This is a genomic window from Bacillus thuringiensis, assembly GCF_001595725.1.
Taxonomy (GTDB): Bacteria; Bacillota; Bacilli; order Bacillales; family Bacillaceae_G; genus Bacillus_A; species Bacillus_A thuringiensis_K.
This window is the reverse complement of sequence record NZ_CP014282.1, coordinates 3,200,484-3,224,949: the sequence shown is the minus strand read 5'-3', so window position 1 is coordinate 3,224,949 and position 24,466 is coordinate 3,200,484. Positions and strand designations below refer to the sequence as shown.

The window sequence follows — 24,466 nt, the reverse complement described above, 5'->3', positions numbered from 1 at the left end:
AACGTTGGGAAAAGTTAGACTCGAAAAATATAATTAACAGCAAGAAAACAAGACCGAAGAAAAGTACCAAGAAAATCTGGTTAAATGGTCACTTGTGCAGTGGCCATTTTGCTATTTGAAGGAGGCTGGGAGATTACAAGTGTTGAGTTTAGTAATGAAGATCTTAAGAAAACCGAAAATAGAAGATATCGTATGTAACATACAAAACAACGAAGAAGATAAAGAAGCGTTTATCGTACAGTATCAGCCTTTTATTAGAAAATCAATTTCATCTGTCTGCCGCCGATATATTACAGAACAGGATGATGAATATAGCATTGGATTGTTTGCGTTTAACGAAGCAATTGAACAGTATTCATATACAAAAGGAAAATCCTTTTTAGCGTTTGCTGATCTTCTTATAAAAAGAGATGTAATTGACTATATACGTAAGGAGTCTAAACATAACTTTGTCTTTTTAAAAGAAGATGAGCAAGAGGAAATGTTAGAAATGCAAGTGTCGCTTACGGAGTATATGAAAGAGATGGAAAATAGTAACCGTAAGGAGGAAATTCTTCATTTTCAAAGTGTGCTAGCTGAATTTAAAATCACATTCTCAGAGCTTGCTAAAGAATCTCCTAAGCATCGTGATACACGTGAGCACTTAATAGAAATTGTGAAAATTATTATAAAAGAAGAGGAAATGATGGAAGAGCTGTTCCGAAAGAAAAAGTTACCGCTTAAACATATTGAACCGCGTGTTAGGGTAAGTCGCAAAACATTGGAGCGTCATAGAAAATATATCATTGCAATGTGTATTATCTTTGCAAACAACTATACATACATTCTTGATTATATAAAGGGAGGGAAGCATGATGAATAAAGGAATTGTGATGGATATAAAAAAGCATAGCGTAGTTGTTTTAACTCCAAATGGAGAGTTTATTACGTGTAAAAGAAAAGGGGATTCTTGCATAATCGGGGAAGAAATCTCATTTGATGAGCAAGAACAAAAAGCATCGTATTTTTCAATCCCTTCCTTTTTAAAGCCTGCATCAATACTTGTTGCTTGTTTTCTATTTGCAGTGCTGTTTTTCTACAACCAACCAGAAGAAAAAGTATTTGCTTACGTCTCAGTTGATATAAATCCAAGTTTAGAGGTGAGCGTAACAAAGGATTTTCGTGTTATAGATTTGCAGGCTTGTAATGATGATGGAAGGCGTATTTTAAAAGAATTGAAGCAATGGGAAAATAAACAATTGCAAGAAGTAATACGTACTATTATAAAGCAAAGTCAAGAGGATAAGTATTTAACGAATGATAAGCAAGTTATGCTAACAGCTGTTGCAAAGGACAAGGCACTAGAACCACTTTTGGAAAAGGCAATGAAAGAATTAAAGAAAGAATATGAGCTAAAACATATTACAGTTGAATATCAAAGTAGCACAATGCAAGTACGAGAGAATGCTAGAAAAGCTGGAATTGGCACAGGTGTCTATATAAAGCAAGAGAATGAGAAGAACAAATCGCTTACGCCTCCTGCCACGCCGTCTAATCCGGTGGAAAACGAAGAAGAGGTGCAATCGCAACCGGAGTCATCTCCTGATGCAACAATGGATTTGTCTCCCGTACAAGAAAAAAAGTATGAGAAGCAAGAGCATAAAGAACAAAAGAAAACAGAGGAACAGCCATCGAAGCAAATAAAAGAAAACAATGGAAGAGGATCTCAGCAAGAAAATAGAAGGAATCAACAGGAGAATAACAGTAGAGAAGCTCAACAAGGAAATAATGGGAATGAGCAAGGAAACAACGGAAGAGGACCTCAACAAGGAAATAATGGGAATGAGCAAGGAAACAACGGAAGAGGACCTCAACAAGGGAATAATGGGAATGAGCAAGGAAAACGGAAGAGGACCTCAACAAGGAAATAATGGAATGAGCAAAACAACGGAAGAGGACCTCAACAAGGGAATAATGGGAATGGAAGAGGACCTCAACAAGGAAATAATGGGAATGAGCAAGGGTACAACGGAAGAGGACCTCAACAAGGAAATAATGAGAATGAGCAAGGGTACAACGGAAGAGGACCTCAACAAGAGAATAGGGGCCACCAACAAGGCAATGAAAAAAAGAATCAATAGAATATGGAAGTGAGAGATTCAATTTAAAGCTAAAAGGATTTATCTCGCTATTGTGGGCAGTAAAACTCCCATCTCAAAATTTAGCTAAGGCAAAGAAGTTAGATGGGAGTTGGGCTGCTTATAAATGTTAGATTGGTGAGGCTAATTAAAGTTTCACTTTATTATTCTATAGTTCTATTAAGAAGGAGTATGTGAAAAATATAATGGAGAAAAACATTCAACAAGAGAAAGATAAAGAAAAACCTGTTTTTTATGATCCGAAAGGAAGGAGAAACATAGCCTTTATTTGGTTTCTATGTATCTCAATAGTTAGTGTAGGTGTTGTATTTTATTTTTTCTTTCAAAGTATTTTTTCAACACCAGAAATTCCAAACATGAATCCTACTGTAAAACAAGATACGAAACTTGTACCAATTAATCAAAAACTTAGTGAGGAGCAGTTAAAGAAGGAAGAATTCAAGCCAAATACCGAAATGAAGGATAATAAAAATTTGGTGAATTCGACAAACGATAGTAAACAACGTAAAGAAGTGTATGGTTTTTATGTAAACTGGGATGAAAATAGTACAGCGTCTTTAAAAGAAAATATCAATTCATTAACCACGTTAGTACCAGAATGGTATCATTTAAAAGAAGATTTAACGATTAGAAGTGAGATAAAACCTGAGATTGTAAAACTAGCAAAAAAAAATCATGTGAAAATTATGCCGTTACTTACTAACTATACAGAAAAAGCTTCTGGCCCTGATAGTGATCTTATCCATAAGTTACTGAATTCGCCGAATGATGTGAAGACGAAATTTATTAATGATTTAGTAAGCGAAGTTAAAAAGAGTCAGTTTTCAGGTATTAATATTGACTTTGAGGCCGTACCTGAAAGTGATAGAGAAAACTTAACAAATTTTATGAAAGAACTTACTACGGTCTTTCATAAACATGATTTGCTCGTTACACAAGATGTTCCAGCTAATGATAAGGCTTTTGATTATGGTGCATTAGCAAAAATAATAGATCGTATGATTGTAATGATGTACGATGAGCACTATGGAGCGGGGGAACCAGGACCAATTGCTTCAAATAAGTGGTTCCAACATACATTGAATGAACTGAATATTCCGTCTAATAAACTTATAGTTGCTTTCGGTAACTACGGATATGATTGGGAAATAAATAGTAAAAAACCTGCGAAGTCTTTAACTTTTTCAGAAGTTATGACAATGGCGAATGATTCCAATATGAAAATTCAATGGGATAACATGAGTGGAAATCCTTATTTTAGATATAAAACAGGAGAGAAAGAACATACTGCTTGGTTCTTAGACAGTGTTACTCTCTATAATCAAGTGAAAATCGCAATGGACAACAATGCAAAGGGGTTTGCGTTATGGAGATTAGGAGCAGAAGATCCTACAATATGGAAAGTTTTAAAAAATCCGATTGAGGCACAAAAAAATCCTGATGTATTACATAAAATCACTAGTTTAGATGAAGTGAATTATTCTGGACAAGGTGAAATTTTACAGATTGAGAATGAAAAGCAAAATGGATTGAGAGATTTTAAAGTAGGCAAAGATGGTTATCTTACAGATGAAGTATATCAATCTTTACCATCTGCATACGAAGTGCAACGATATGGAAAACCGAAAGGGAAACAAGTAGTATTAACATTTGATGATGGACCAGACCCGAAATATACGCCAGAAATTTTAGATATATTAAAAGAGAATAAAATAAAAGCTGCTTTTTTTGTCCTTGGTGAAAACGCACAACTAAATCCTAGTATTGTAAAAAGAATATACGATGAAGGGCATGAAATTGGCAATCATACTTTCAAGCATCCTAACGTAGCTGATACGTCTTTACTACGAACAAAAGTAGAACTTAATACGACGCAACGTCTGATCCAGGAAATAACTGGGCATTCTACAGTTTTGTTTAGGCCACCATACGAAGCGGATGCTAACCCGGATTCCTCAAATGAAATAGTGCCTATTTTACGGGCACAAAATATGAACTATACAATGGTAGCAGAAAAAGTGGATCCTGAGGACTGGGCAACACCATCAACTAATGAATTAGTAAAGCGTGCTCTTAATCCCGTTTATAAGGGAGAGGGAAATATTATTCTTCTCCATGATGCGGGAGGGAATCGTACCCATACGGTAGAGGCGTTGCCGATCATTATTAAAGAGCTTAAAAAGCATGGATATAGTTTTGTAACAATTTCAGATTTAATGAATAAAGAACGAGATGAAATTATGCCCCCAGTTTCTTCTGAGGGTGAGCAATATTTACTTTACAATAAAGCTGTCTTTTCAGGGGCGGGATACTTTAAACATATATTAACAACTATTTTTTATATTGCTATTGGATTAGGGATTTTTCGATTCTTATTCTTAATTTATTTTGCATGGAAGCAAAAAAGAAAAACGTTATCTCGCTCTATTAATTCGTCCTACCAACCTTTTGTTAGTGTTGTCATAGCAGCATATAATGAAGAAAAGGTGATAGCTAAGACAATTCGCTCAATTTTGGATAGTAAGTATGGAGAATTTGAAGTTATTGTTGTGGATGACGGATCGACAGATGGTACGTCAAAAGTAATGCAAGAAACATTTTATAAACACCCTAAAGTTCGTTTCATTCAGAAAGAAAACGGCGGGAAATCATCGGCAATGAACCTAGGGTTTCAACAATCTCGAGGAGAGATTATTGTCACTTTAGATGCGGATACTATTATTGCGCAAGACGCTATTTCTCTCATGATTAGACACTTTGAAAATCAGAATGTAGCGGCAGTTTCAGGTAATGTCAAAGTGGGAAATAGACGAAACTTGTTAACTACTTGGCAACATGTTGAGTATATTACCGGGTTTAATTTAGAACGTAGAGCTTTTGATGAGTTAAATTGTATTACAGTAGTTCCAGGAGCTATTGGAGCATGGCGTAAAAAAAATGTAGTTGAATCTGGATATTTAAGCGAAGATACATTAGCAGAAGATACGGATCTTACTATTACATTTTTACGTCAAGGATATAAAATTGTATATGAAGAAAAGGCCTATGCTTTTACAGAATCACCTGAAGATGTGAAAAGTCTCATTAAACAGCGATATCGTTGGTCATATGGTACACTCCAATGTCTTTGGAAACATCGAAAAGCAGTGTTTCATACAAAACATAAAACGTTAGGATTTATTGCATTGCCTAACATGTGGTTATTCCAATATGTTCTGCAATTCATTGCTCCTTTTGCAGATATTTTAATGATTATGGGGCTGTTTGGTAGCAATCCGCTAAAAGTGTTAGGGTTTTATCTTGTATTCTTTTTATTAGACCTTTTTGCATCTCTGTTTGCATTTAAATTAGAGAAAGAGGACCCTAAACCGTTAGTGTGGTTAATTTTACAACGCTTTATTTATCGTCAATTTATGACTTATGTTGTCATTAAATCTATATTCTCATCTATTCGAGGCGTAGCGGTAGGATGGAATAAACTAAAGAGAATGGGGAGTGTTAAACATTCCACGGAACATAAGGAGGCATCATAAGAGAGCAGACTATCTGCTCTTTTTTTCATTGATTTTAGTTAGTTGAATGTAGAGTTGTAGCATAAAAACTGGTGTTTCTATAACGAGATTCCTATTCATCATTAATAGTGAGACATTATGTTAAGCTAATCTTTTAGTTTCGGATTAAAGTTTTTTTATATTTTTTTAAAATGACGGACACAAAAACGCATATACCTTCGAATTATATATATGGATAACATAAATATGTATATAAAAGGGGAGAAATAAGATGAAAGAAAAAAAAGAAATGTTTCAAGAAATCGCTGAGGTGTTAAAGGTATTGGCGCATCCAGTTCGTCTATCTTTAGTAAAAATAATGCTTGCAAAAGGTCCTACTAATGTAACAACAATGTATGGGGATTTGGAAATGCCTCAAAGTACAATTAGTCAACATTTATCTAAACTAAAAGCTGCTAAAATGGTTACAGGTACTCGGAAAGGATTAGAAATTTATTATGAGGTAACTGACAATCGCACAAAATCAATATTAGCATGTTTAGTTTAAATGCTGATTTCTAGACGTCAAAATTAAGAAGAGGATAGGAAAGCAATTCTATGGAGAGAATTTTTAAGGTTTTTACACAAGTGAAGATCTGAAGTAAAGTTCCTTAATAAATAAAATAATTGTTTGAAAATATGGTATAAAACGGAATTTTTATACCATATTTTTTAATATCTGTAATAAAAGGAAGAATGTTTTGGTTTCAATTTATACGCTATCTTTATAAATTTTGATTACCTTAAACGTTTGACAAACTAGCAATAGGTCTGGAGTCAAAGTAAGTCCACACAGGCTTAATTCCTAAGTGGAAAGATCAACATGCTCAATATGCAAAAAAATATAACTTAAATCCTCTGCATCCTAGATTTTGCAAAATTACTTGTTACCTTATTTATTAAAAAAATCAATTAAGGAACTATTTAGTGAAAATAAATTGTTCAGTTAAAGGTGCATTTTATAGAATGTAAGAAAAGGTCTCAATTTCAGTAGACACGTGGATTCGCATACTGATAGAATAAGCGAAAATATAATAAAGGTGGAATGGATTTGAGAAAAAGGTTAGGATGCTTACATGCCCATTATTCAAATATAGAATATATAGAAAAGGCACTTACCTCATTTAACATTGAATTAATCCATTTTGTTGACCCGGCATTAATGTATCAGGTTACATCCAATGAAAAATTTCAAGAATCAGATGCTCAATTTAAAGTTAAAGAGCAAATAGAATGGATTGCTCAATGTAATGTTGATGCTATCCTTATTACTTGTACAAATTATATTGCAATTTTACATGAAGACCAAGACTTAATATCAGTGCCAATTATTAAAATTGATGTACCTTTCTTTGATTACATATGCAATATACAGCAACCTCAGACAATTGTTTTTACAAATCCTGCAACTGTTGAAGGCACAGTAGAACGTCTTAAACATCATGCTAATAGCCTTCAAAAATCTTTAGATTTAGAGGTTGTTGTCATAAATAGTGTTTTTGAATTGATAATGAAAGGATTAAAAAAAGAATACAACCAAGAAGTTACAAAGTTCTTAAATCAAATCATTAAAGATGAAAAGAAATTTATCTCTGTTGCTCAATTATCTATGGTTGATGCATCTAAGCAAGTTGAGTATAAAACATCTAAGACTATTATTACTCCATTGAATACATTGGTATCTTACATTGTTAATAAATTAAAATTAGAGAAGAAAAATTAGTGGTAGAAGACAGAGGATTTGGAATTATATATGGCTTTCTATCAATTTTCCTTGGGTTAGGTACTGTTATCCTACATAATGTTTGGACACTTAATTGGCAGGGACTCATTACACTTATTGCATGGCTCGCACTATTAAAAGGGATTTATGTAATTGCATATCCTGAACCATCCAAGAAAACCGATTTCGAAGTAAGGGTACTATCTACTCGTATAGTGCTTGCTATCCTTTGTGCTTTATCTTTATGGATGCTTATCATACTTTATATGAAATAGAGAAAAATATTTTTGATTATGAGAGTATGTAGGTGGGAGTTTTTTGTAGTACATCAGAGCGGAATTTTATAGTTAACTGTAAGTTTAATATTTTTCCCTTGTGGACATGTTTTTATAAATAGTGAGATGGGCAAAACGAAAAGAATCCTAAATAAATAGGATTCTTTTCGTTTTATAAAAGTGAATTTATATTGTATCACTAATACGGTTGATAATCGTTTTTCAGGAATATTCCCAGTTATCTATCTTGGTATACTCAATGTCGGCAATGTGACCATCTGGTCGAATCAAAATGGTATCTATATTTTTTAACTCAGAATCTTGTATTTCTCCTACAACTACCTTTATGTGCGAATCAATATTCATTTTATTTATCTTATCTATATAAGAAGGGTGTATTAATAAAATAAAGTTACCATCTTTCATTAATTCAAAGAGTTTATAACTTTTCTTATTTAGAGAAGAAATAGTGAGATTTGTACATCTTTTTCCTATCAATGGATGTCTTTCTGTATCGTGCATCGATGAATACATTACCCCTAACCCACTTACTCTTTCAGATAAATCGTGATTTATCTCGGGATATGTAAGTAAGTGCGAAAATAAATCCCTTAATTCCATTCCTGCGTTTGAAAAGTTTATCATTAATTGTTCTTGCGCTTGTACTTCCTTGAAAAATTGTTTTCCCACAGCATGTCTTTCAATATGATAACTTTCTAATAGACTTTCATATTTTTTTTGTTTTATTGCGAGCCCTAATTTCCAGCCTATATTAAAAGCATCTTGTAGGCCTACATTCAAACCTTGTCCTCCAGCAGGGAAATGAATATGTGCTGCATCCCCTGCTAAGAATACACGCTTATGTTGATAAGTATTTGCTAGTTTGGTTGCATTGCCAAAACGAGAAAGCCATATTGTGCTCTTAATTTGAAGATGTTCACCTGTAATACTATAAATACTATCTATAAACTCTTTTTCTGTAACAGCAACATGAACGGGTATTGTCTGATTCTTAGGATCAACAATTGCAAAACGAAATACATCAGGTGTAATAGGTACCATCATTAATATCCCATTTATATTAGAAGTAGATAAAAATGGAGTATCTGGTATATTTTCTAAAATAACATCACCTAATATAGCAGTAGTTGTTGTGTTTGTTCCATTAAACGGTATATTTGATAATTCACGAACTTTACTTCTTGCTCCATCAGCTCCTATTACATATGGAACTTCTATTTTATATATTGTTTCTCTTTGTTCTATTTCTAGTTGTACGAATGTTTCATATTGTTTTAAGTCTTTCAGAGTATGCCCACGTTTAATGACTACACCTAATTCTAATGCACGTTCTTCTAATATTTCTTCTGTAATAGATTGGGGAATAAAAAGTGTATACGGAAAATCAGTATTTAAATTTTTAAAGTTTAATCTTGTATCTAAGGCAGCAAAATGACTTGTATTTAATTTCTTGCCTCTAGCTAAAAATCGATCTGCAATACCTCTCATAGCCATCAATTCTAAGGAGCGGGGGTGTAGTGTGAGTGCTCTAGAATTTCGTACCCGGTCTAATCTTCTCTCTAAAACAACAACTTTTACGCCTTGAATAGCTAATTCACATGCTGCCATAAGCCCAACTGGACCACCACCAACTACCGCTACATCATAATAATTGTCCATATCATGCCCTCCATTTATTTAATTGTTTAAGAGCTAATGTGAAAAATTGTAAATAGATTTATAAATGCTATCTATTGTACATATATAATTATACTTCATTTTAGTTTCCTTGGAAACTAAAATGAAGTTCCTAGGAGAAGTCTACATAGTTGTAGTTAAAGCTATATAGCGTGTCTGCAGCAGTAGCCATTGGGTAGCATTGATATGTAATGGCATTTGCATTAAAGGCTGTAGCTTCTTATGCTTGTGCTATTTTTACTAAAAATGCTACTGCTATAGTTCCATGTGGGAGTTGTAAAGGTCTTTCCGCTATTCGTAGTTTTAATGAGGTAGTAGTGGTTTTAACTCGACTTCAAATAATTCGCTTTCCATTTCATTAAGTGCATACATTGATACAGGATGTGGAGAGGTATTAGATAAGATTTGTGATGAAAGAAGTTCTCCTGATGATGAGTAAAATGTAACAAACACTTGTGAAAATGGAGGGACCATAATGATTACACGGTCAGTTTTTTGTAACGTATTAACCAACTCCAAAATAATATAGTTTTATAAAAAATAATAGATAAATATAAAGATATTATTATGGGTACTTTTCTGATAGTGAATTAAGAAAATTAATAAACTCTTTATTTTATTGTAAATAATTTAAGAGCACACAAATATGCGCGCTCTTAGAGTAGAAAGGTAGTTTTCTATGAGTAGGGAGTCCCCATATAATAAAATATGCTTGTACAATTCAAATGTGAGAAGTTTTTTATAAAAATGCTATTTGGTAAGTCTATGTGAAAAATCAGCTTGTACAGGAATTCTTTGCAAAGTATTTTGTGTGCAGTCATGATTATTAAAGTTGATGAGAACTGTTATTCGACTAATAAAACCACATCTCAAATTGTTGACTATATGTCTAACAACTAGGATGCGGTTCAATTAATAAAAAATGTCCGAGTAAAATATAAGGTGAAAAGTATAGGATACTTTTGTTATAAAGATATAGATGAATGTTATTGTTTTTTACTTCTGAAAGATTTGGGGTTCTAAATTACGAGTTGTTGGAGTCCCTCTAATATAAAATTTCAGTAGAAATATTGAACTACTAATATGAATGTAGAATATTTAATAAAGACGGTAATGTTTTTTTAGTCATGTAATCTTTTCATTTGATGATCTTTCCCCCATTCACATAATTCATCCATAATTTGCATTAAAGATTTTCCGTATTCACTTAGTGTGTACTCAACCTTTGGTGGAACTTCTTGATATGCAGTACGATGGATAATACCATCAGCTTCAAGTTGCCGAAGTTGTTGTGTAAGAACTTTTTGCGTAATGTTTGGAATTTCTCGTCGGATTTCATTTGTTCGCATTTTTCCATCTATTAAGACACATAAAATATGAACTTTCCATTTTCCACCGATTACATCGAGTGTAGTTGCAATTGGGCAGTCATCATTTTGATTCATATAACACCTCCACAGGTACTTTAAGGTTCCTATAGCACTTTAAAGTACGTACTTTTCAATTATATGTGACTCATTCATACTAATACGTAAAGGGTTGAATAATTTATAAAGGGGATGAAAAAAGATGAAAACACTTGTAATTGTAGCACATCCTGATATTGAAAAATCAAAAATTAATAAAAGATGGATTGAAGAACTTGAGAAATATTCGGATGAAATTACGGTGCATGAATTGTATAAAGTGGCACCGAATTGGGAGTTTAATATTGAAGAAGAGCAAAAGTTATTAGTAGAACATGACAGATATATATTTCAATTTCCGCTTTACTGGTACAGCTCACCACCATTATTAAAAAAATGGTTCGATGATGTATTAACATATGGATTTGCGTACGGATCTAAAGGAGATAAAGTGAAGGGGAAAGAATTTGGTGTAGCTATTTCTATAGGTGGATTAGAAAAAGACTATGAAAATAGTGGAATTACAATGGATGAGTTGACGAAACCATTCCAAGCTACATGCTTATACACAGGTATGGAATTTATACCTTCCTTTTATTTATATGGTGCAGAATATAAACTAAGTGATGAAGAGATTGATAAAAGTGCACCTGAGTATGTGCAATATGTGATGAACAAGAAGTATTCTAATATATAATGGGAAATAGCCATTTACTTGTAAAGTAAATGGCTATTTTATATTCTTCTTATATTCACTAAGTGTAATCTTTAGTAAATTAATAGTTAATCTGGTAAAATAAAAAACCTAACATATATAAAGGGGAGTTTTACTTGAGAACGATGCGACAATTATTACAAAAGAGAGCAATGCAATCACCAAGTTTGGAAGCGCTTGTAGGGGGGAAGAAAAGATATTCGTTTCAGCAATATAATGAACGAGTAAATCAGTTTGCACATTATTTGTTACATAATGGTGTGCAAAGAGGAGATCGTATAGGAATACTATGCAAAAATAATCACCCATTTCCAAGCGTTATGATGGCAAGTTTAAAAATTGGAGCGGTATTTATTCCGCTAAATCATCAGCTGACTGTTTATGAATTAGAAACGATTGTAAAAGAAGCGAAATTAAAAGTGTTAGTTATTGATGAAGAATTTAGTGAAGTGTTATTAAAGGTTGATGCTGTTAAAGAAATTCCTTATGTAATTCAAACGACAAAAGAAGGCTTTGGTTCATTTGAATTAGAGTTGCAAAAACAGCCAACGACAGAACCGAACGTAGAAGTTCATGAAGAAGACGATGCCATTTACTTGTTTACATCAGGAACGACTGGACAGGCGAAAGCATGTGTAATTGGACATAAAAACTTACATCATTATTTTGCTGAAATTGCGGGACAAAGAGAAATCCCAGCAGGTGAACGCTTTTTATCTGTGCATCCATTGTTTCATATGAGTGGCGTGCTTTCTATTTTAAATTGTATTTATCATGGCGTTACGATGATCTTCTTAGCTGATTCGAATCCTGCTCTTATTTGGGATAAGATTGAAGAAGAGAAAATTACTACGATGCTTGCTTTCCCAGCCGTTTATAGCTACATGCTTGATGAACTACATAAAAAAGAACGTAACATTTCAACCTTTAAAGTAGCACAAAGCGGTGGTACAAAAGTGCCAGAAACACTCATTCAAAAATATATGGAAAAAGGCATATATATGGTGCAAGGCTATGGTAGTACAGAAGGTTGGGTTGTAACCTCATGGCATCCAATGATGGGAAAAGAAAAGATGTCTTCTGTAGGAAAGACCTTGAAAAATGTAGAGGTGAAAATTGTTCATCCGGAAACAGGACATGAACTAACAACAAATGAAGTTGGAGAGATTCATGTGAAAAGTCCATACATGTTTAAAGGATATTGGAATAATGAAAAGGCGACAAAGAAGGTAGTAAAAGATAACTGGTTTAACATGGGTGATGCTGGCATGATAGATGATGATGGATTCCTGCATATTATGGGAAGATATAAAGACGTTATTATACGCGGTGGTGACAACGTATATCCAGATCAGGTAGAAGATGTTATTCATGAAATACATGGTGTTTTAGAAGTTGCAGTAGTTGGAGTTCCAGATGACTTTTGGGGAGAGGTTCCAAGAGCTTATCTTGTGAAGGATAGCGAAACAACATTAACAGAAGAAAGTATTCTTCAGTATTGCAAAGAGAAATTAGCAAGTTATAAAATACCAGAAGTAGTATTCATAGATGAGTTGCCGAAAAACGCTTTAGGAAAAGTGTTGAAGAGGGAATTACGAGATGCAGTTCTTGTGAAATAGAAAATTATGAAACGATGGAGAACCCAGTTATGTATAAAGCATGACTGGGTTTTTATGTATCAAAAACATAATAATTTACTAGATTTTGTATTTTGTGTAAGATGATAAAGAATATTCAATTAATAATTCGAGGGATGAAATTAAATGAAGCTACCGTTATTAGAAGTAGAGACGGATAGACTCATTATTCGTCCATTTCAAAAAGGTGATTATGAAAGTTGGTTAGATGGATTTAACAAGAGACTGCCATCGCAGTATAAATATGACGATTGCTATCAAGTTCTGGCATCATCAACAAAAGCATGGTTCACGGAATGGGTAAGAGGTTTTGATGAAGCAGCACATAGAGATGAGATGTATGTATTAGGCATTTTTCGTAAAGAAGACGGAGCTAAATTGGAAAGCTAGAGCTAATAAAAATTTTACGTATGGACTATCAATGGGCGATGATGGGATACTCGATACATAATCAATATTGGAGAAATGGATATGGTGTTGAAAGTGTGAAAGCTGCGTTACCGTTATTTTTTAGTAGCCTTGATTTTCATAGAATCGAATTACATATATGTGTTGATAATGAGCCATCAGTGCGTCTTGCGGAAAGAGCAGGCTTTTCATTTGAATGCAAGAGAGAGGCGTTTTCATTAGAGAATGGTAAGTGGATGGATTTTCTTATTTATTATAAAAATAAGGAGATGAATATATGAGAGTGTTTATTACAGGTGGCAGCCGCGGGTTAGGATTACAGTTAGTAAAAGTATCTTATGAAAATGGGCATATCGTTTATCCATTAGTTAGAACTGAGGTTGCGGTAACGCAATTGAAGCAAATATTTAGTGGTAGATGTTTTCCTATAATGGCAGACTTATCGGCTGATGAGAGTACGGAGCAAATTAAGAAGCAGCTTGAGGAATATACAGAGTATGTTGATCTAGTTATAAATAACGCTGGCATTACTGGGAAGGAGACTGAGATTTTACATACAAATTCAGAAGAGTTAACGAACTTATTTAATATTCATTGCTTAGGTGTAATTCGGGCTGTAAAAGGTACATATGTGGCGTTGGCTAAATCGAATCATCCGAGAATAATAAATGTGTCCTCTCGATTAGGATCATTACATAAAATGGCGAACAAAAAGTTTCCGCAAGGCCAGTTCTCATATTCATATCGAATTGCTAAAGCTGCACAAAATATGTTAACACTCTGCTTACAACAAGAGTTTGAGAATAAAGGAATTCGTGTAACTGCCATTCACCCAGGAAAATTAAAAACTGATATTGGTGCCTTTGATGCGAATATGACTCCGGCTGAAGGAGCAAAAAATATATATGATTGGGTAATAGATTCAAATGAGGATATTTCAGGAAAGTTTATTAAGCCTGGTGTGGGGGAATTGAAGTGGTGATATACGATCTTGCAATCATTCAGAATCTATTTGGCCCTTCTAAAAAAGTATTAAATGGCTTACCAAATGCAGTAACGATTGAAGAGATAGAAGAGAATGTTCTTTATGATGTACAAACTTATAAAGAAAAGATAAGTAGATTTGAAGAAGTTTGTTTTAATTGGGAGTTAAAAAGAGCGAGTATTGTATTAAACAAAAGGTTTAGTAGTTATAAATCAAGTGTGAGAGTGTTACTTGATGCCGGTTTTTCTTTGTATGCCGCAAAGATAGAAGTATGTAGAGAATTGAACAATGTAGAAGGACCTGAAAGACAATATACATATCGATCAATAGCAGAAGGAACGTTAGCGGAAAAAGAATTTAAATATATTTGGGAACAATGTATGTCGGGTTCAGGGAATCAAACTTCAATTTTAACTATCGATGAGCATTTTTATTCAGTGCAAACAGAGTTAGGTACGGGCTGGGAAAAGTCATGTATTGTTTTTTATGATAAAAATGAGCCGATTGGTATGTCCATACCGCATATAGAAACTGGAACAGAAAGTGAAGGACGATTATTTTATTTTGGGGTAATGCCTTATTATCGCGGGAAAGGAATTGCTTCCCATATGCATCTTCAATCGTTGCATATGTTAAAGGAAATGGGGGCTACTTATTACATTGGAAGCACACATACTTCAAATGAAAAGATGCAGAGGATATTTTGGAGAAATAATTGTTCGTTGAAAACGAAGATAGAGCTTTATTATAAAATCTTTAAAGAAGGTTAGGAGAAAAGAAAATGAAGACTATAAACGTATTTCATTACGACGCATTTACGAATAAACCAAATAAGGGAAATCCAGCAGGTATTGTATTAGAAGCAGGTGGGTTAACGGAAGAGGAAATGCAAATTATTGCTGAAAAAGTTGGATATAACGAAACAACTTTTGTTCTTTTCTCAGAAGTAGGAGATATAAGAATGCGCTATTTTACACCTGGTTTTGAAATGGATTTATGTGGTCATGGGACAGTAGGGACGATATTTGCCTTGCGCGAAAAAGGTTTATTAGAAGAGAAAAGTAACCTTACGATTGAAACGAAGGCTGGGATTTTACCGATACAAATAGGTGTAAATGAAAATGGAGAAACCTTTATTAAAATGAGACAGGCAGCACCTCAGTTTAAAGAGTTTACAGGTTCAAAAGAAGAATTAGCTCAAAGTATCGGTTTAGAAGTAAATGATTTAGATGTAAGTTTACCGATTGTATATGGAAGTACTGGTAATTGTACTGTAATTGTACCGATTAAAAATCTTAATGCATGTGAGAGAATGACACCTAATAATGCTGCATTTCCATCAGTATTAAAAGAAATACCTAATGCTTCTATTCACCCCATTTGTCTAGAAACTTATGATGAACTAGCACAAATGCACGGCCGTCATTTTTCATCAGCTTACGCTGGGACGACTGAAGATCCAGTGACAGGAACAGCTTCAGGTGTAATGGGAGCGTATTATGCGGAGTATTTAGAGAAAGATTTTGAACATGAATTGGGTTTAATCGTTGAGCAAGGACAGGAAATAAATAAAGATGGTCGTGTAACTGTTTATGTAACGAAAGGGATAGAAAACGAAAAGTTACAAATAGATATTGCTGGAACAGTGGTGTATGTAAAAGAGTTTGAAATTTCGATATAAAGTGAAACTTTAATCAGTGGGGGTCTTACTGCTCGGTGAATAGCGCGATAAAAAAGAAAGCCCGGAATACATCCGGACTTTCATTATCTGTTCAATACTTCAATGTACGAAGCATCTCCAGTTGTTCTTAAAGCGGAGCGGAAATTATTATTTTCTAACGCCTTAGCAACTTGTTGTAACTGCTGTGCATCATCATGATGAATAAGTAAGCTGTCAGCACCGCTTTCCTCTATATGAATGTGTTCGACATTTCCGATTGCATCATGTACAGCTTTTAAAAATTCAGGTTTCATATTGTCCTCCTATATGTATGTAACGTTGTAATTTAGTATTTCCTTATTTATGAAATATAAAAGTAAATGAAAGGAGAAATAAAAATGAATATAAAGCAGTTTAAAGAACATATAACATCACTATTTGGAGAGCATCTTCATAAATATGGCGATGATGAATATGGTTTTACTTATATAAGTAAAGAAGAGTTTCACAAAATCGGTTACACAACAAATTTAACGTTAGAAACTATTGAAGAAGCGTATCGAAATGGAGTCGATATGATAGTTACACATCATGCGCCGTGGAGTTTTTTATTTGGTATGGAAGAGGCTTGTATTGAGAAATTGAAGCAATATGAAATGAATCATTTTTGGATTCATTTGCCGTTAGATTTTGTAAAGTTTGGCACGTGTACATCGTTATTTAACGAAATTGGGATAGATACAATACTGGAATATTCAACCTATGAGGAAGAAGAACTACCGGGAATAGGAGAATATAAAGAAGCGATTCCTTTTTCAAACTTAGTTGGAAAACTTGAAGAAAAAATGGAAGAGAAAGTGAAGAGCTGGAGAAATCACGATAAACTAGTAAAACGGATTGCGATTTTAACCGGTGCAGGAAACAACACAAATTTGATTGAGCGTGCATTAGAGAAAGGGTGTGACACGTACATAACCGGTGAAAAAACATTATATACAGTTCAACATGCGAAATTTAAAGGAATTAATTTAATTGTAGGCAGTCATACGTTTACAGAAGTGTTTGGTGTAGAAAGTTTGGCTCATAAGTTAAAAGAAAGAGATAATTCAATAGAAATTACTAGATTAAATGAAGATCATTTGGAGTGAAGAAATCACATCGCATTACCATAAATGGAATGAACTATATAATGGAATATTGAAGGAAGCAGTTGCAATGAAATAAAATTATTTTTTGTTATATTAAGATTTTTAGGGGGAATTCCCTTATGTTTGTCAAATAATAGTAAAGTTGTCTTTTGAATTAAGGGAATATTCGGAGTTGAAGGGTGAGAGAATGGACATTTCAATAATCACTGCACAACTAGTTAAGGAAAAAGTTGTTTCACATTATCCAAATAGCGTAAAAGCATTAAACGGGGGAACGACAAGTACTATATATTTGTTAGATGAACAAACGTTATAAAGTTGAATGAATCGGATGTCATACGTGAAGAAGCTTATTTTCTTCAGTTTTATAAAAAGGACGAATTATTTCCAAAGCTTTTATATAAGGAACCTTTAAATCGCTATATTGTTTACTCATTCCTTGAGGGCACAACTTCTTGCAAACTAGGCCATAAACGGAGTGTTCTTTGTAAACTTGTAAAGAAAGTTATCAATAAGTATGAAGTAGCTACAGAGGTTGATGACTGGGGATGGAAAGAAAATCCGGTTCAATCTTGGAATGAATTTTTAACAACAAATGTGATAGAAGCTCATGAAAATGTAAGATGTTACATAAGTGAAGAAGAGTATAGAACGGTTCTTAAGTTAGCAAATAGGGACGCTGGAATAAATCAGCCGTTTTTATTACATGGTGATCTTGGATTTCATAACTTTATATTTAAAGAGAATGAGCTGCATGGTGTAATTGATCCTTTACCATTGTTAGGAGATCCTATATATGATTTAATTTATTCGTTCTGTTCAACCCCAGAAGATTTAACAAAAGAAACAATCGATTATGCGATGAAACAATGTGTATTTCATAAAAAAGACCGTGATTTATATGAAGAAATAGTCATAGGATTATATTTGCGTATAGATACATGTTTACGGCACCACCCGAAAGATTTAGAAGATTATTTAGAAGCTTGGCGTTATTGGATGGGTGAGGTTGAGGTGACTTTATAGTACAAATATTTTGGGGGAGATAGTGAGATGAATGTTGCAGAAGCGAAAAAGGATTTACTGTAATGCCATTATTGGTTACAGTTGTCTATTTACTTACTTTTATAAGTTTATTAATTGAAAATAAAAAAGTAGATCATTATCAACAAAAATCAGCTTAATAAAAATATAGGGATAGGGGAAATTATTATGAAAAATTTCGTTTGTACAACGTGCGGTGTGCAGTATGCAGCGAGTGTAGATGAACCGGTGAGTTGTCATATTTGTGATGAAGAAAGGCAGTATGTGAATCCGAAAGGGCAGTCTTGGACGACTTTAGAAAATTTGCAAACAGATGATACATATAAAAATGAAATAATCAAAGAGGAAAATGGACTTTATAGTATTACGACAAAACCAGGATTTGCGATCGGTCAAACGGCATTTATAGTGAAAACAGAGTCATATCGTTTACTATGGGACTGCATTACGTATTTAGATGAAACGACAATTGCGAAAATAAAAGAGCTTGGTGGATTAGATGCAATTGCATTGTCTCATCCTCATTATTATTCAACGCAAGTAGAATGGGCAGAGACATTTGATGTACCAATTTATATACATGAAGATGATAAAGAATGGGTGATGCGCCCAAGTAGTCGTATTATTTATTGGTCTGGTGAGTCTTTACAATTAGCGGATGGGATTACTGTACATCGTCTTGGAGGACATTTTAGTGGTGGTTCTGTATTGCATTGGGAAGAAGGTAATGATGGAAAAGGGATTTTGTTAACAGGTGATATTATTCAAGTCGTAGCAGATGAGAAGTGGGTAAGCTTTATGTACAGCTATCCAAACTTAATTCCATTACCAGCGAGAAAAGTGGAAGAAATGGTGAACCGAGTGAAGCCGTTACAGTTTAATCGTTTATACAACGCTTTTCATCGAGTAGTAAAAGAAAATGCAAATGGGGCAGTTGAACGTTCTGCTGAAAGATATATAAAAGCAATAGAAGGAAAGTTGTTTCATACGTAAAAGGAGAGTAGCTTAATGAAAACGTTAGTATGTTTTGGAGATAGTATTACAGCTGATGAAACTTTTTTTGATGGAATGCCGAGATTAACACCACGTTTGCAAGAGATGTTTCCGAAATGGAAAGTAGTGAATGCAGGTGTTCCAGGGGATAATACATTCGATGCGTTAAATAGGATTGAAGAAGATGTAATATCATATAAACCAGATTTCGTAACAGTTTTTCTTGGTACGAATGATGCAGTTTCTTTTTGTCAAGTGTCATTACAAGCATATAAAGAAAACTTAGAGAAGATTGTGAACCATATTTCATCAGATAAAGTACTACTGATTAGTCCTGCACCAGTTGATGAAGAAAGACAGCGTAATAGAACAAATAGAGTGCTGGGTCAGTATGCAGACGTGGTGGAGAAAGTGGCGAGGGAAACAGGAAGTTATTTTCTAAACGTATTCGCTGAAATGATTCAAGAACGGGATTATAAAAGATTTGTAGAAAATGATGAAAAAGATGGATTACACTTTGGACCAGAAGGCTATGAGTATGTAGCGAGGTTAATTGGTGAAAAGTTAAAAGGAATTTTATAAGGAGCAAAGCACTTAGTGCTTTGCTTTTTCGTATTTCTTTCGCAGTCCATAAACTTATTGATCGCTGTAATTTGGACAGATATTTTGCTTTTTTATGTGCGTAAAAGGCTAATGCTGTTTTAAAGTAATATAAATTTATTTTTTTAAATTTATATTTCGTAGTTGAAAATCAACAAATGTGTAACTATAATGGTTACAGTAAGTTTGTTATTTTGAAATATACACATTGAATTACAAGAATGAAAGGAGTTTTTATGTAAATCAAAAAGTTATAAAAATCTATTAATTTTTATAATAAGATAAAAAGCATTTCGGTTCATACACATTATTAAATATGTTAATTCTAATAGAAAACTAGAGGTGGAAAGATGAAAAATTTTAAAGGTATGTTGATATCATCACTTGCAATTACAACTTTTGCTGGAGTAGGTACGACATTTGTAACAAATACAGTACATGCTGCTAATAACGATTCTAGTAAAATACAAGTTCGTTCTAATAAGAGTATAAACACAACGCCTAGCTCGAGATTGCCTGTATTATCAGTGAATCCTTATGATGATCCTAGATTTTCGAGACAGGGATATCTTGAAGAGGCACCTTTAGGAATTAATGCTCCTTATGCTTGGGGAATTAAAGGAGGAGATGGTCAAGGAGCAACCTTTGTAGATTTGGAAGAAGGCTGGTTATTAAATCATGAAGATTTAGTCGGTCAAAATATTGAATTTATGTCTGGAAAAATGAGTAATGATCTTTCTCACGGTACTTCAGTTCTAGGTGTTGTTTCTGCAGCTGACAATGGGATTGGGAACATTGGGATTGCACCAAAAGCAAAGGCAAAAGTAATTTCAGTGATTCGAGATAATGGGAGAATCGATGTAAGAGATGCTATTTTAAGTGCCGTAGATTCTTTACAGGCTGGAGATGTTTTATTAATAGAAGAATCCTTTAAATATGATGGATATGGAGATGACCCTTTACCAGTAGAAGTATACCCGAGTATATTTAACGCAATTCGCAAAGGTACAGATAAAGGCATTATTATTGTAGAAGCAGCTGGTAATGGTGGGATTGATTTAGATGAATTTAAAGACCGTAATGGTAAACAGATTTTAAATCGAAATAGTCCAGACTTTAAAGATTCAGGAGCTATTATAGTTGGAGCATCTACTGCAAGAGTTCCTCATAAACGTTTAGGTTTCTCTAACTATGGTAGTAGAATTGATGTATATGGTTGGGGAGAGTATGTTGATACATTAGATACATATCAAAATCAAAATAGTAAAGGACAAAAAGTTACAGATCAGAATATAATGAATCGTTATACTTCTAACTTCCGTGGTACTTCTAGCGCTTCGCCTATAATTGCTGGGGCTGCTGTATCAATTCAAGGGATTGCTAAAGAACATTTAGGTAAGGCATATACACCAAAAGAATTGAGAGCAATTTTAAGTAATCCTAATACAGGCACAAAGTCTAATAACCCATCATCTGATAAAATAGGGGTTTTACCAGATTTAAAAGCGATTTTGTCTAACCTTGGATTTCATAGTGATTTGACTACCAATGATCCTATGGTATTTCCAGATAACGTAGAAAAAAATGAAGGAAAAGAAAATTCAACTTTCGTATTTCCAGGTGAAGAAACAAAACGAACCGGGGATAAAAATTCAACTGTAAACTTCCCAGAAGAAGATTTAAAACAGGAGGAAAAAGAAGAGGGATTAATTGTTTTTCCGGATTAATAAAAATACTACCTTCCATTTGGAGGTAGTATTTTTTATTTCGTGTAATTAACAAGAGTGCATGAAATTTGTATTTGTTTATCTTTCATAATGAATTTAACCACAAAATCGAATATTTGACTGTTAATTAACTTTCTCGTCTCAATCAATTACATGAATTAATCTAGAAATGCTTGCTGCAATGCTTTCAGTCCATCGCTGTAGATACCATGAAACAGATTTATTGCCTCTTCAACACTAACCTCAACAGGAGTGAACGTACCAGACCACTCTACTAATGATGTGTTACTTTCAGTACCTTCTTTAACTTGGATTGTAGATAAATAATTAGTGACCGGGAACGGTGCATTCATGATTGAATACATGTAGTAGCGTTCCTTATCATTGAATACTTCTAAGCGTTCTATAATTGTTTCACCCTCTGGATTAGCTAGATGACGTACACGACCGCCTTCGGTTAATTTACTACTAGGTATATAAGGTAACCAGTCTGGAAGGGAGTTGAAACCTCCGATTAATTGCCATACTTGTTCAGGTGATCCAAAAATTTCCATAGATATAGTAGTATATGCCATGTTCATTACGCTCCTTTTCATCCCGGTATTTACGGGTAAATAATCAGTAGGGGATAAACCGCCCCACTGATTAAAGTTTCACTTTATAGGTCCATAACTTATAGTGAGAATGAATTTTATCGTGGATTTTTTATTTAATATATAATTATAAAGTTAAAACTATATACTTTTAATGATTAAATTATATAATAAATATAGAAACGAAAATTTATGAGCAAGGAAGTTGAAAAATATGACATTAACAATGGGCTTTATTGGATTTGGAAAGTCAGCTAACCGCTATCACTTACCTTATGTAAACACACGTAATAATATAAAAATAAAAACGATTTTTGTACGGCAAATAAATGAAAAATTAGCGGCTCCATATGAGGAAAAAGGTGTTTACTTCACTACTGATTTGGATGAATTGTTGAATGACAAAGAAATTCAAGTGGTGACGGTCTGTACGCCAGCACATACGCATTACGAATTAGCGAAAAAAGTTATACTTGCTGGAAAATCAGTTATCGTTGAAAAACCATTTTGCGATACAGTGGAACATGCGAAAGAATTATTAGCTTTAGGACGAGAAAAAGGTGTAGTAGTTATGCCTTATCAAAACCGCCGTTTTGATGGTGATTTTTTAGCTGTGAAGCAAGTAGTTGAACAAGGATTCCTTGGTGATATTATTGAGATTGAATCACATATTGATTATTTCCGTCCTGGTTCAATCACTCATGAAGCTCCAAAAGAAGAAGGTTCATTTTATAGTTTAGGTATTCATACGATGGACCGCATGATTTCACTATTCGGCCGTCCAGATACGGTGACATACGATATTCGTAATAATGAAATGGAAGGTGCGGTTGATAACTATTTCGATGTTGGTTTACATTACGGAAATCAGTTGAAGATTAAGCTGAAAACAAACCATGTCGTAGCAAAAGATTATCCACGCTTTATCGTCCATGGAACAAATGGATCATTTATTAAATACGGTGAAGATCAGCAGGAAAATGATTTGAAAGCGGGGATTATGCCTGAGAGTGCAGGGTTTGGTGAAGATTCACCGATGTACTATGGAGTTGCTAAGTATCGTAATGCAAATGGTGACTGGATTGAAAAACAAATTAAAACGCCACTTGGTGATTACGGTCGTTTCTATGATGCCGCGTATGAAACAATTATAAATGGTGCACCAAAACTTGTGAAAGACGAAGAAGTGGTAACGAATATTGAAATCTTAGAAAATGGATTTGCTGCCCCATCACCTTCAGTTTACAAACTTGAGGCTTTACATTTGAATGAATAGAAGAGAGTTTGCAGTATAAAGGAGGTATGGAAATGGCAAGCGGATCAACACAAGTAAAATACCTCGGCATTTATCAAAAGATTAAACAGCAAATTTTAGACGGTGAATATAAAATCAACGAAAAAATTCCGAGTAGCCCCGTCCTTGCTGAAGAATTTGGTGTTTCAGCCCTTACTATTAAGAAAGCGCTGGATCTATTAGTTAGAGATGGCTACATTATCCGCCGGCGCGGAAGTGGAACAGTGGTGCAAGATTGGCGTCAACAGGAAAAGGCACGAATGATTCAAACTTTAACGGGTACGAAAGCTGTATACGGCAGTGAGGTAGAAAGTAAAATTATCGAGTTTGCGATTGTTGGGGCTGATGAAGTAGTTGCTGAGAAATTGGGAGTTTCAATCGGTGATTTCGTCTATAAAATCATTCGCCTCCGCATCATTCACAGCATTCCGACGATTATGGAGCATACATGGATGCCAATTTCGGTTATCCCAGGTGTTGAGGCTTCTGTTTTAGAGGAGTCGATATACTCACATATTCAAAATAAACTTGGTCTTGAAGTAGGGACATCTGTTGTCAGGGTTAAAGGAATTCGCCCAGATGATAGGGAAAAGCAGTTTATGAACTTAACAAATCAGGATTTCCTAATGCGAGTTGAACAAGTAGCTTATTTAACGGATGGACGAACTTTTGAATATTCTTATGCAGATCATCTACCCGAAACCTTTGAGTTTGAAACAGTCATTACTGCAAAAAATTATAAAGAGATATAAAAATCGGTTGAGGCAAGTATTGTCTCAACTGCTCCTATTATAAGTTAATAGAATGAATCCAAGACTTAACATTTGATTTATAGAACTGTAAAGTTTAAAATTACAGTATAGTTTTTAGA

The 24,466-nt window shown here is 33.9% G+C and carries 19 protein-coding genes and 5 pseudogenes; 20 read left to right on the top strand and 4 right to left on the bottom strand.

Going from position 1 to position 24,466, the window contains the following annotated elements; genetic code table 11:
- Positions 1–139 precede the first annotated feature (139 nt).
- The 6 genes and pseudogenes from sigI to AXW78_RS16150 all read left to right on the top strand — a co-directional run.
- A complete protein-coding gene (gene sigI, locus AXW78_RS16175) occupies positions 140–862 on the top strand; it encodes an RNA polymerase sigma factor SigI (RefSeq protein WP_002181307.1) in 723 nt (240 codons plus the stop codon).
- Positions 852–2,120: pseudogene (locus AXW78_RS16170) on the top strand (anti-sigma factor domain-containing protein). Before sigI ends, AXW78_RS16170 begins: the two are co-directional and overlap by 11 nt.
- A 203-nt stretch (positions 2,121–2,323) precedes the next feature.
- Positions 2,324–5,671, top strand: a complete 3,348-nt coding sequence (locus AXW78_RS16165; protein WP_061884429.1) for a trifunctional glycoside hydrolase family 18/polysaccharide deacetylase/glycosyltransferase family 2 protein — start codon at positions 2,324–2,326, stop codon at positions 5,669–5,671.
- A gap of 250 nt (positions 5,672–5,921) precedes the next feature.
- Positions 5,922–6,197 carry an ArsR/SmtB family transcription factor gene (locus AXW78_RS16160; protein ID WP_000660065.1) on the top strand — a complete coding sequence of 92 codons (276 nt, stop codon included), beginning with the start codon at positions 5,922–5,924 and terminating at the stop codon, positions 6,195–6,197.
- A gap of 537 nt (positions 6,198–6,734) precedes the next feature.
- Positions 6,735–7,412 (top strand): hypothetical protein, encoded by a 678-nt coding sequence (locus tag AXW78_RS16155; protein ID WP_003302066.1) that lies wholly within the window; start codon positions 6,735–6,737, stop codon positions 7,410–7,412.
- Positions 7,403–7,687 (top strand): annotated as a pseudogene (locus tag AXW78_RS16150) (hypothetical protein); the annotation flags it as partial. The gene AXW78_RS16155 and the pseudogene AXW78_RS16150, both read left to right, overlap by 10 nt.
- Positions 7,688–7,909: 222 nt before the next feature.
- Here AXW78_RS16150 and AXW78_RS16145 read toward each other — a convergent pair.
- Together AXW78_RS16145 and AXW78_RS16140 are read right to left on the bottom strand one after the other, a co-directional pair.
- The gene (locus AXW78_RS16145; protein WP_000371166.1) at positions 7,910–9,367 is read right to left on the bottom strand and encodes an FAD-dependent oxidoreductase; all 1,458 of its coding nucleotides are present in this window, start codon (positions 9,365–9,367) and stop codon (positions 7,910–7,912) included.
- Positions 9,368–10,506: 1,139 nt separating this feature from the next.
- The gene (locus AXW78_RS16140) at positions 10,507–10,830 is read right to left on the bottom strand and encodes a winged helix-turn-helix transcriptional regulator (RefSeq protein ID WP_001072961.1); all 324 of its coding nucleotides are present in this window, start codon (positions 10,828–10,830) and stop codon (positions 10,507–10,509) included.
- A gap of 124 nt (positions 10,831–10,954) precedes the next feature.
- Here AXW78_RS16140 and AXW78_RS16135 point away from each other — a divergent pair, with 124 nt between their 5' ends.
- From AXW78_RS16135 to AXW78_RS16110, 6 genes and pseudogenes are all read left to right on the top strand, one after another.
- Positions 10,955–11,488, top strand: coding sequence for an NAD(P)H-dependent oxidoreductase (locus tag AXW78_RS16135; RefSeq protein ID WP_000855231.1), 534 nt, complete (start codon positions 10,955–10,957; stop codon positions 11,486–11,488).
- 143 nt (positions 11,489–11,631) lie between these two features.
- Positions 11,632–13,125, top strand: coding sequence for a class I adenylate-forming enzyme family protein (locus AXW78_RS16130; RefSeq protein WP_003302073.1), 1,494 nt, complete (start codon positions 11,632–11,634; stop codon positions 13,123–13,125).
- Between the two features lie 144 nt (positions 13,126–13,269).
- A pseudogene (locus AXW78_RS16125) lies at positions 13,270–13,832 on the top strand (GNAT family N-acetyltransferase).
- Positions 13,829–14,533 (top strand): SDR family NAD(P)-dependent oxidoreductase, encoded by a 705-nt coding sequence (locus tag AXW78_RS16120; RefSeq protein WP_001263476.1) that lies wholly within the window; start codon positions 13,829–13,831, stop codon positions 14,531–14,533. Before AXW78_RS16125 ends, AXW78_RS16120 begins: the two are co-directional and overlap by 4 nt.
- Positions 14,530–15,306: a GNAT family N-acetyltransferase gene (locus tag AXW78_RS16115; protein ID WP_002164109.1), complete on the top strand. Its 777-nt coding sequence runs from the start codon at positions 14,530–14,532 to the stop codon at positions 15,304–15,306. Before AXW78_RS16120 ends, AXW78_RS16115 begins: the two co-directional genes overlap by 4 nt.
- Positions 15,307–15,317: 11 nt before the next feature.
- Positions 15,318–16,217 (top strand): PhzF family phenazine biosynthesis isomerase, encoded by a 900-nt coding sequence (locus AXW78_RS16110; RefSeq protein WP_061884428.1) that lies wholly within the window; start codon positions 15,318–15,320, stop codon positions 16,215–16,217.
- An 83-nt stretch (positions 16,218–16,300) separates the two neighbouring features.
- On the opposite strand, the gene AXW78_RS16105 is transcribed toward AXW78_RS16110, so the two are convergent.
- Positions 16,301–16,510, bottom strand: coding sequence for a hypothetical protein (locus AXW78_RS16105; protein ID WP_000801650.1), 210 nt, complete (start codon positions 16,508–16,510; stop codon positions 16,301–16,303).
- 84 nt (positions 16,511–16,594) lie between these two features.
- Between AXW78_RS16105 and AXW78_RS16100 the strand changes: the two genes are divergently transcribed.
- The 6 genes and pseudogenes from AXW78_RS16100 to AXW78_RS16080 all read left to right on the top strand — a co-directional run bounded on the left by AXW78_RS16100 (position 16,595) and on the right by AXW78_RS16080 (position 21,708).
- Complete coding sequence (locus AXW78_RS16100; protein WP_001022436.1) at positions 16,595–17,344, top strand: Nif3-like dinuclear metal center hexameric protein; 750 nt, start codon at positions 16,595–16,597, stop codon at positions 17,342–17,344.
- A 187-nt stretch (positions 17,345–17,531) separates the two neighbouring features.
- A pseudogene (locus AXW78_RS16095) lies at positions 17,532–18,370 on the top strand (phosphotransferase).
- A gap of 41 nt (positions 18,371–18,411) precedes the next feature.
- Positions 18,412–18,528 (top strand): annotated as a pseudogene (locus tag AXW78_RS35740) (DUF7010 family protein); the annotation flags it as partial.
- Positions 18,529–18,556: 28 nt separating this feature from the next.
- Positions 18,557–19,381, top strand: coding sequence for an MBL fold metallo-hydrolase (locus tag AXW78_RS16090; protein ID WP_000788155.1), 825 nt, complete (start codon positions 18,557–18,559; stop codon positions 19,379–19,381).
- 15 nt (positions 19,382–19,396) lie between these two features.
- A complete protein-coding gene (locus tag AXW78_RS16085) occupies positions 19,397–19,963 on the top strand; it encodes an SGNH/GDSL hydrolase family protein (protein ID WP_061884427.1) in 567 nt (188 codons plus the stop codon).
- A gap of 368 nt (positions 19,964–20,331) precedes the next feature.
- Entirely contained in the window at positions 20,332–21,708 is a 1,377-nt protein-coding gene (locus AXW78_RS16080) for a S8 family peptidase (RefSeq protein WP_000787688.1), read from the top strand.
- Between the two features lie 158 nt (positions 21,709–21,866).
- Here AXW78_RS16080 and AXW78_RS16075 read toward each other — a convergent pair whose 3' ends face one another.
- Positions 21,867–22,283: an SRPBCC family protein gene (locus AXW78_RS16075; protein ID WP_000332042.1), complete on the bottom strand. Its 417-nt coding sequence runs from the start codon at positions 22,281–22,283 to the stop codon at positions 21,867–21,869.
- Between the two features lie 232 nt (positions 22,284–22,515).
- Here AXW78_RS16075 and AXW78_RS16070 point away from each other — a divergent pair, with 232 nt between their 5' ends.
- Positions 22,516–23,577, top strand: a complete 1,062-nt coding sequence (locus tag AXW78_RS16070) for an oxidoreductase (RefSeq protein WP_000176634.1) — start codon at positions 22,516–22,518, stop codon at positions 23,575–23,577.
- 32 nt (positions 23,578–23,609) lie between these two features.
- Positions 23,610–24,347 carry a GntR family transcriptional regulator gene (locus tag AXW78_RS16065; protein WP_000146278.1) on the top strand — a complete coding sequence of 246 codons (738 nt, stop codon included), beginning with the start codon at positions 23,610–23,612 and terminating at the stop codon, positions 24,345–24,347.
- Positions 24,348–24,466 lie beyond the last annotated feature (119 nt).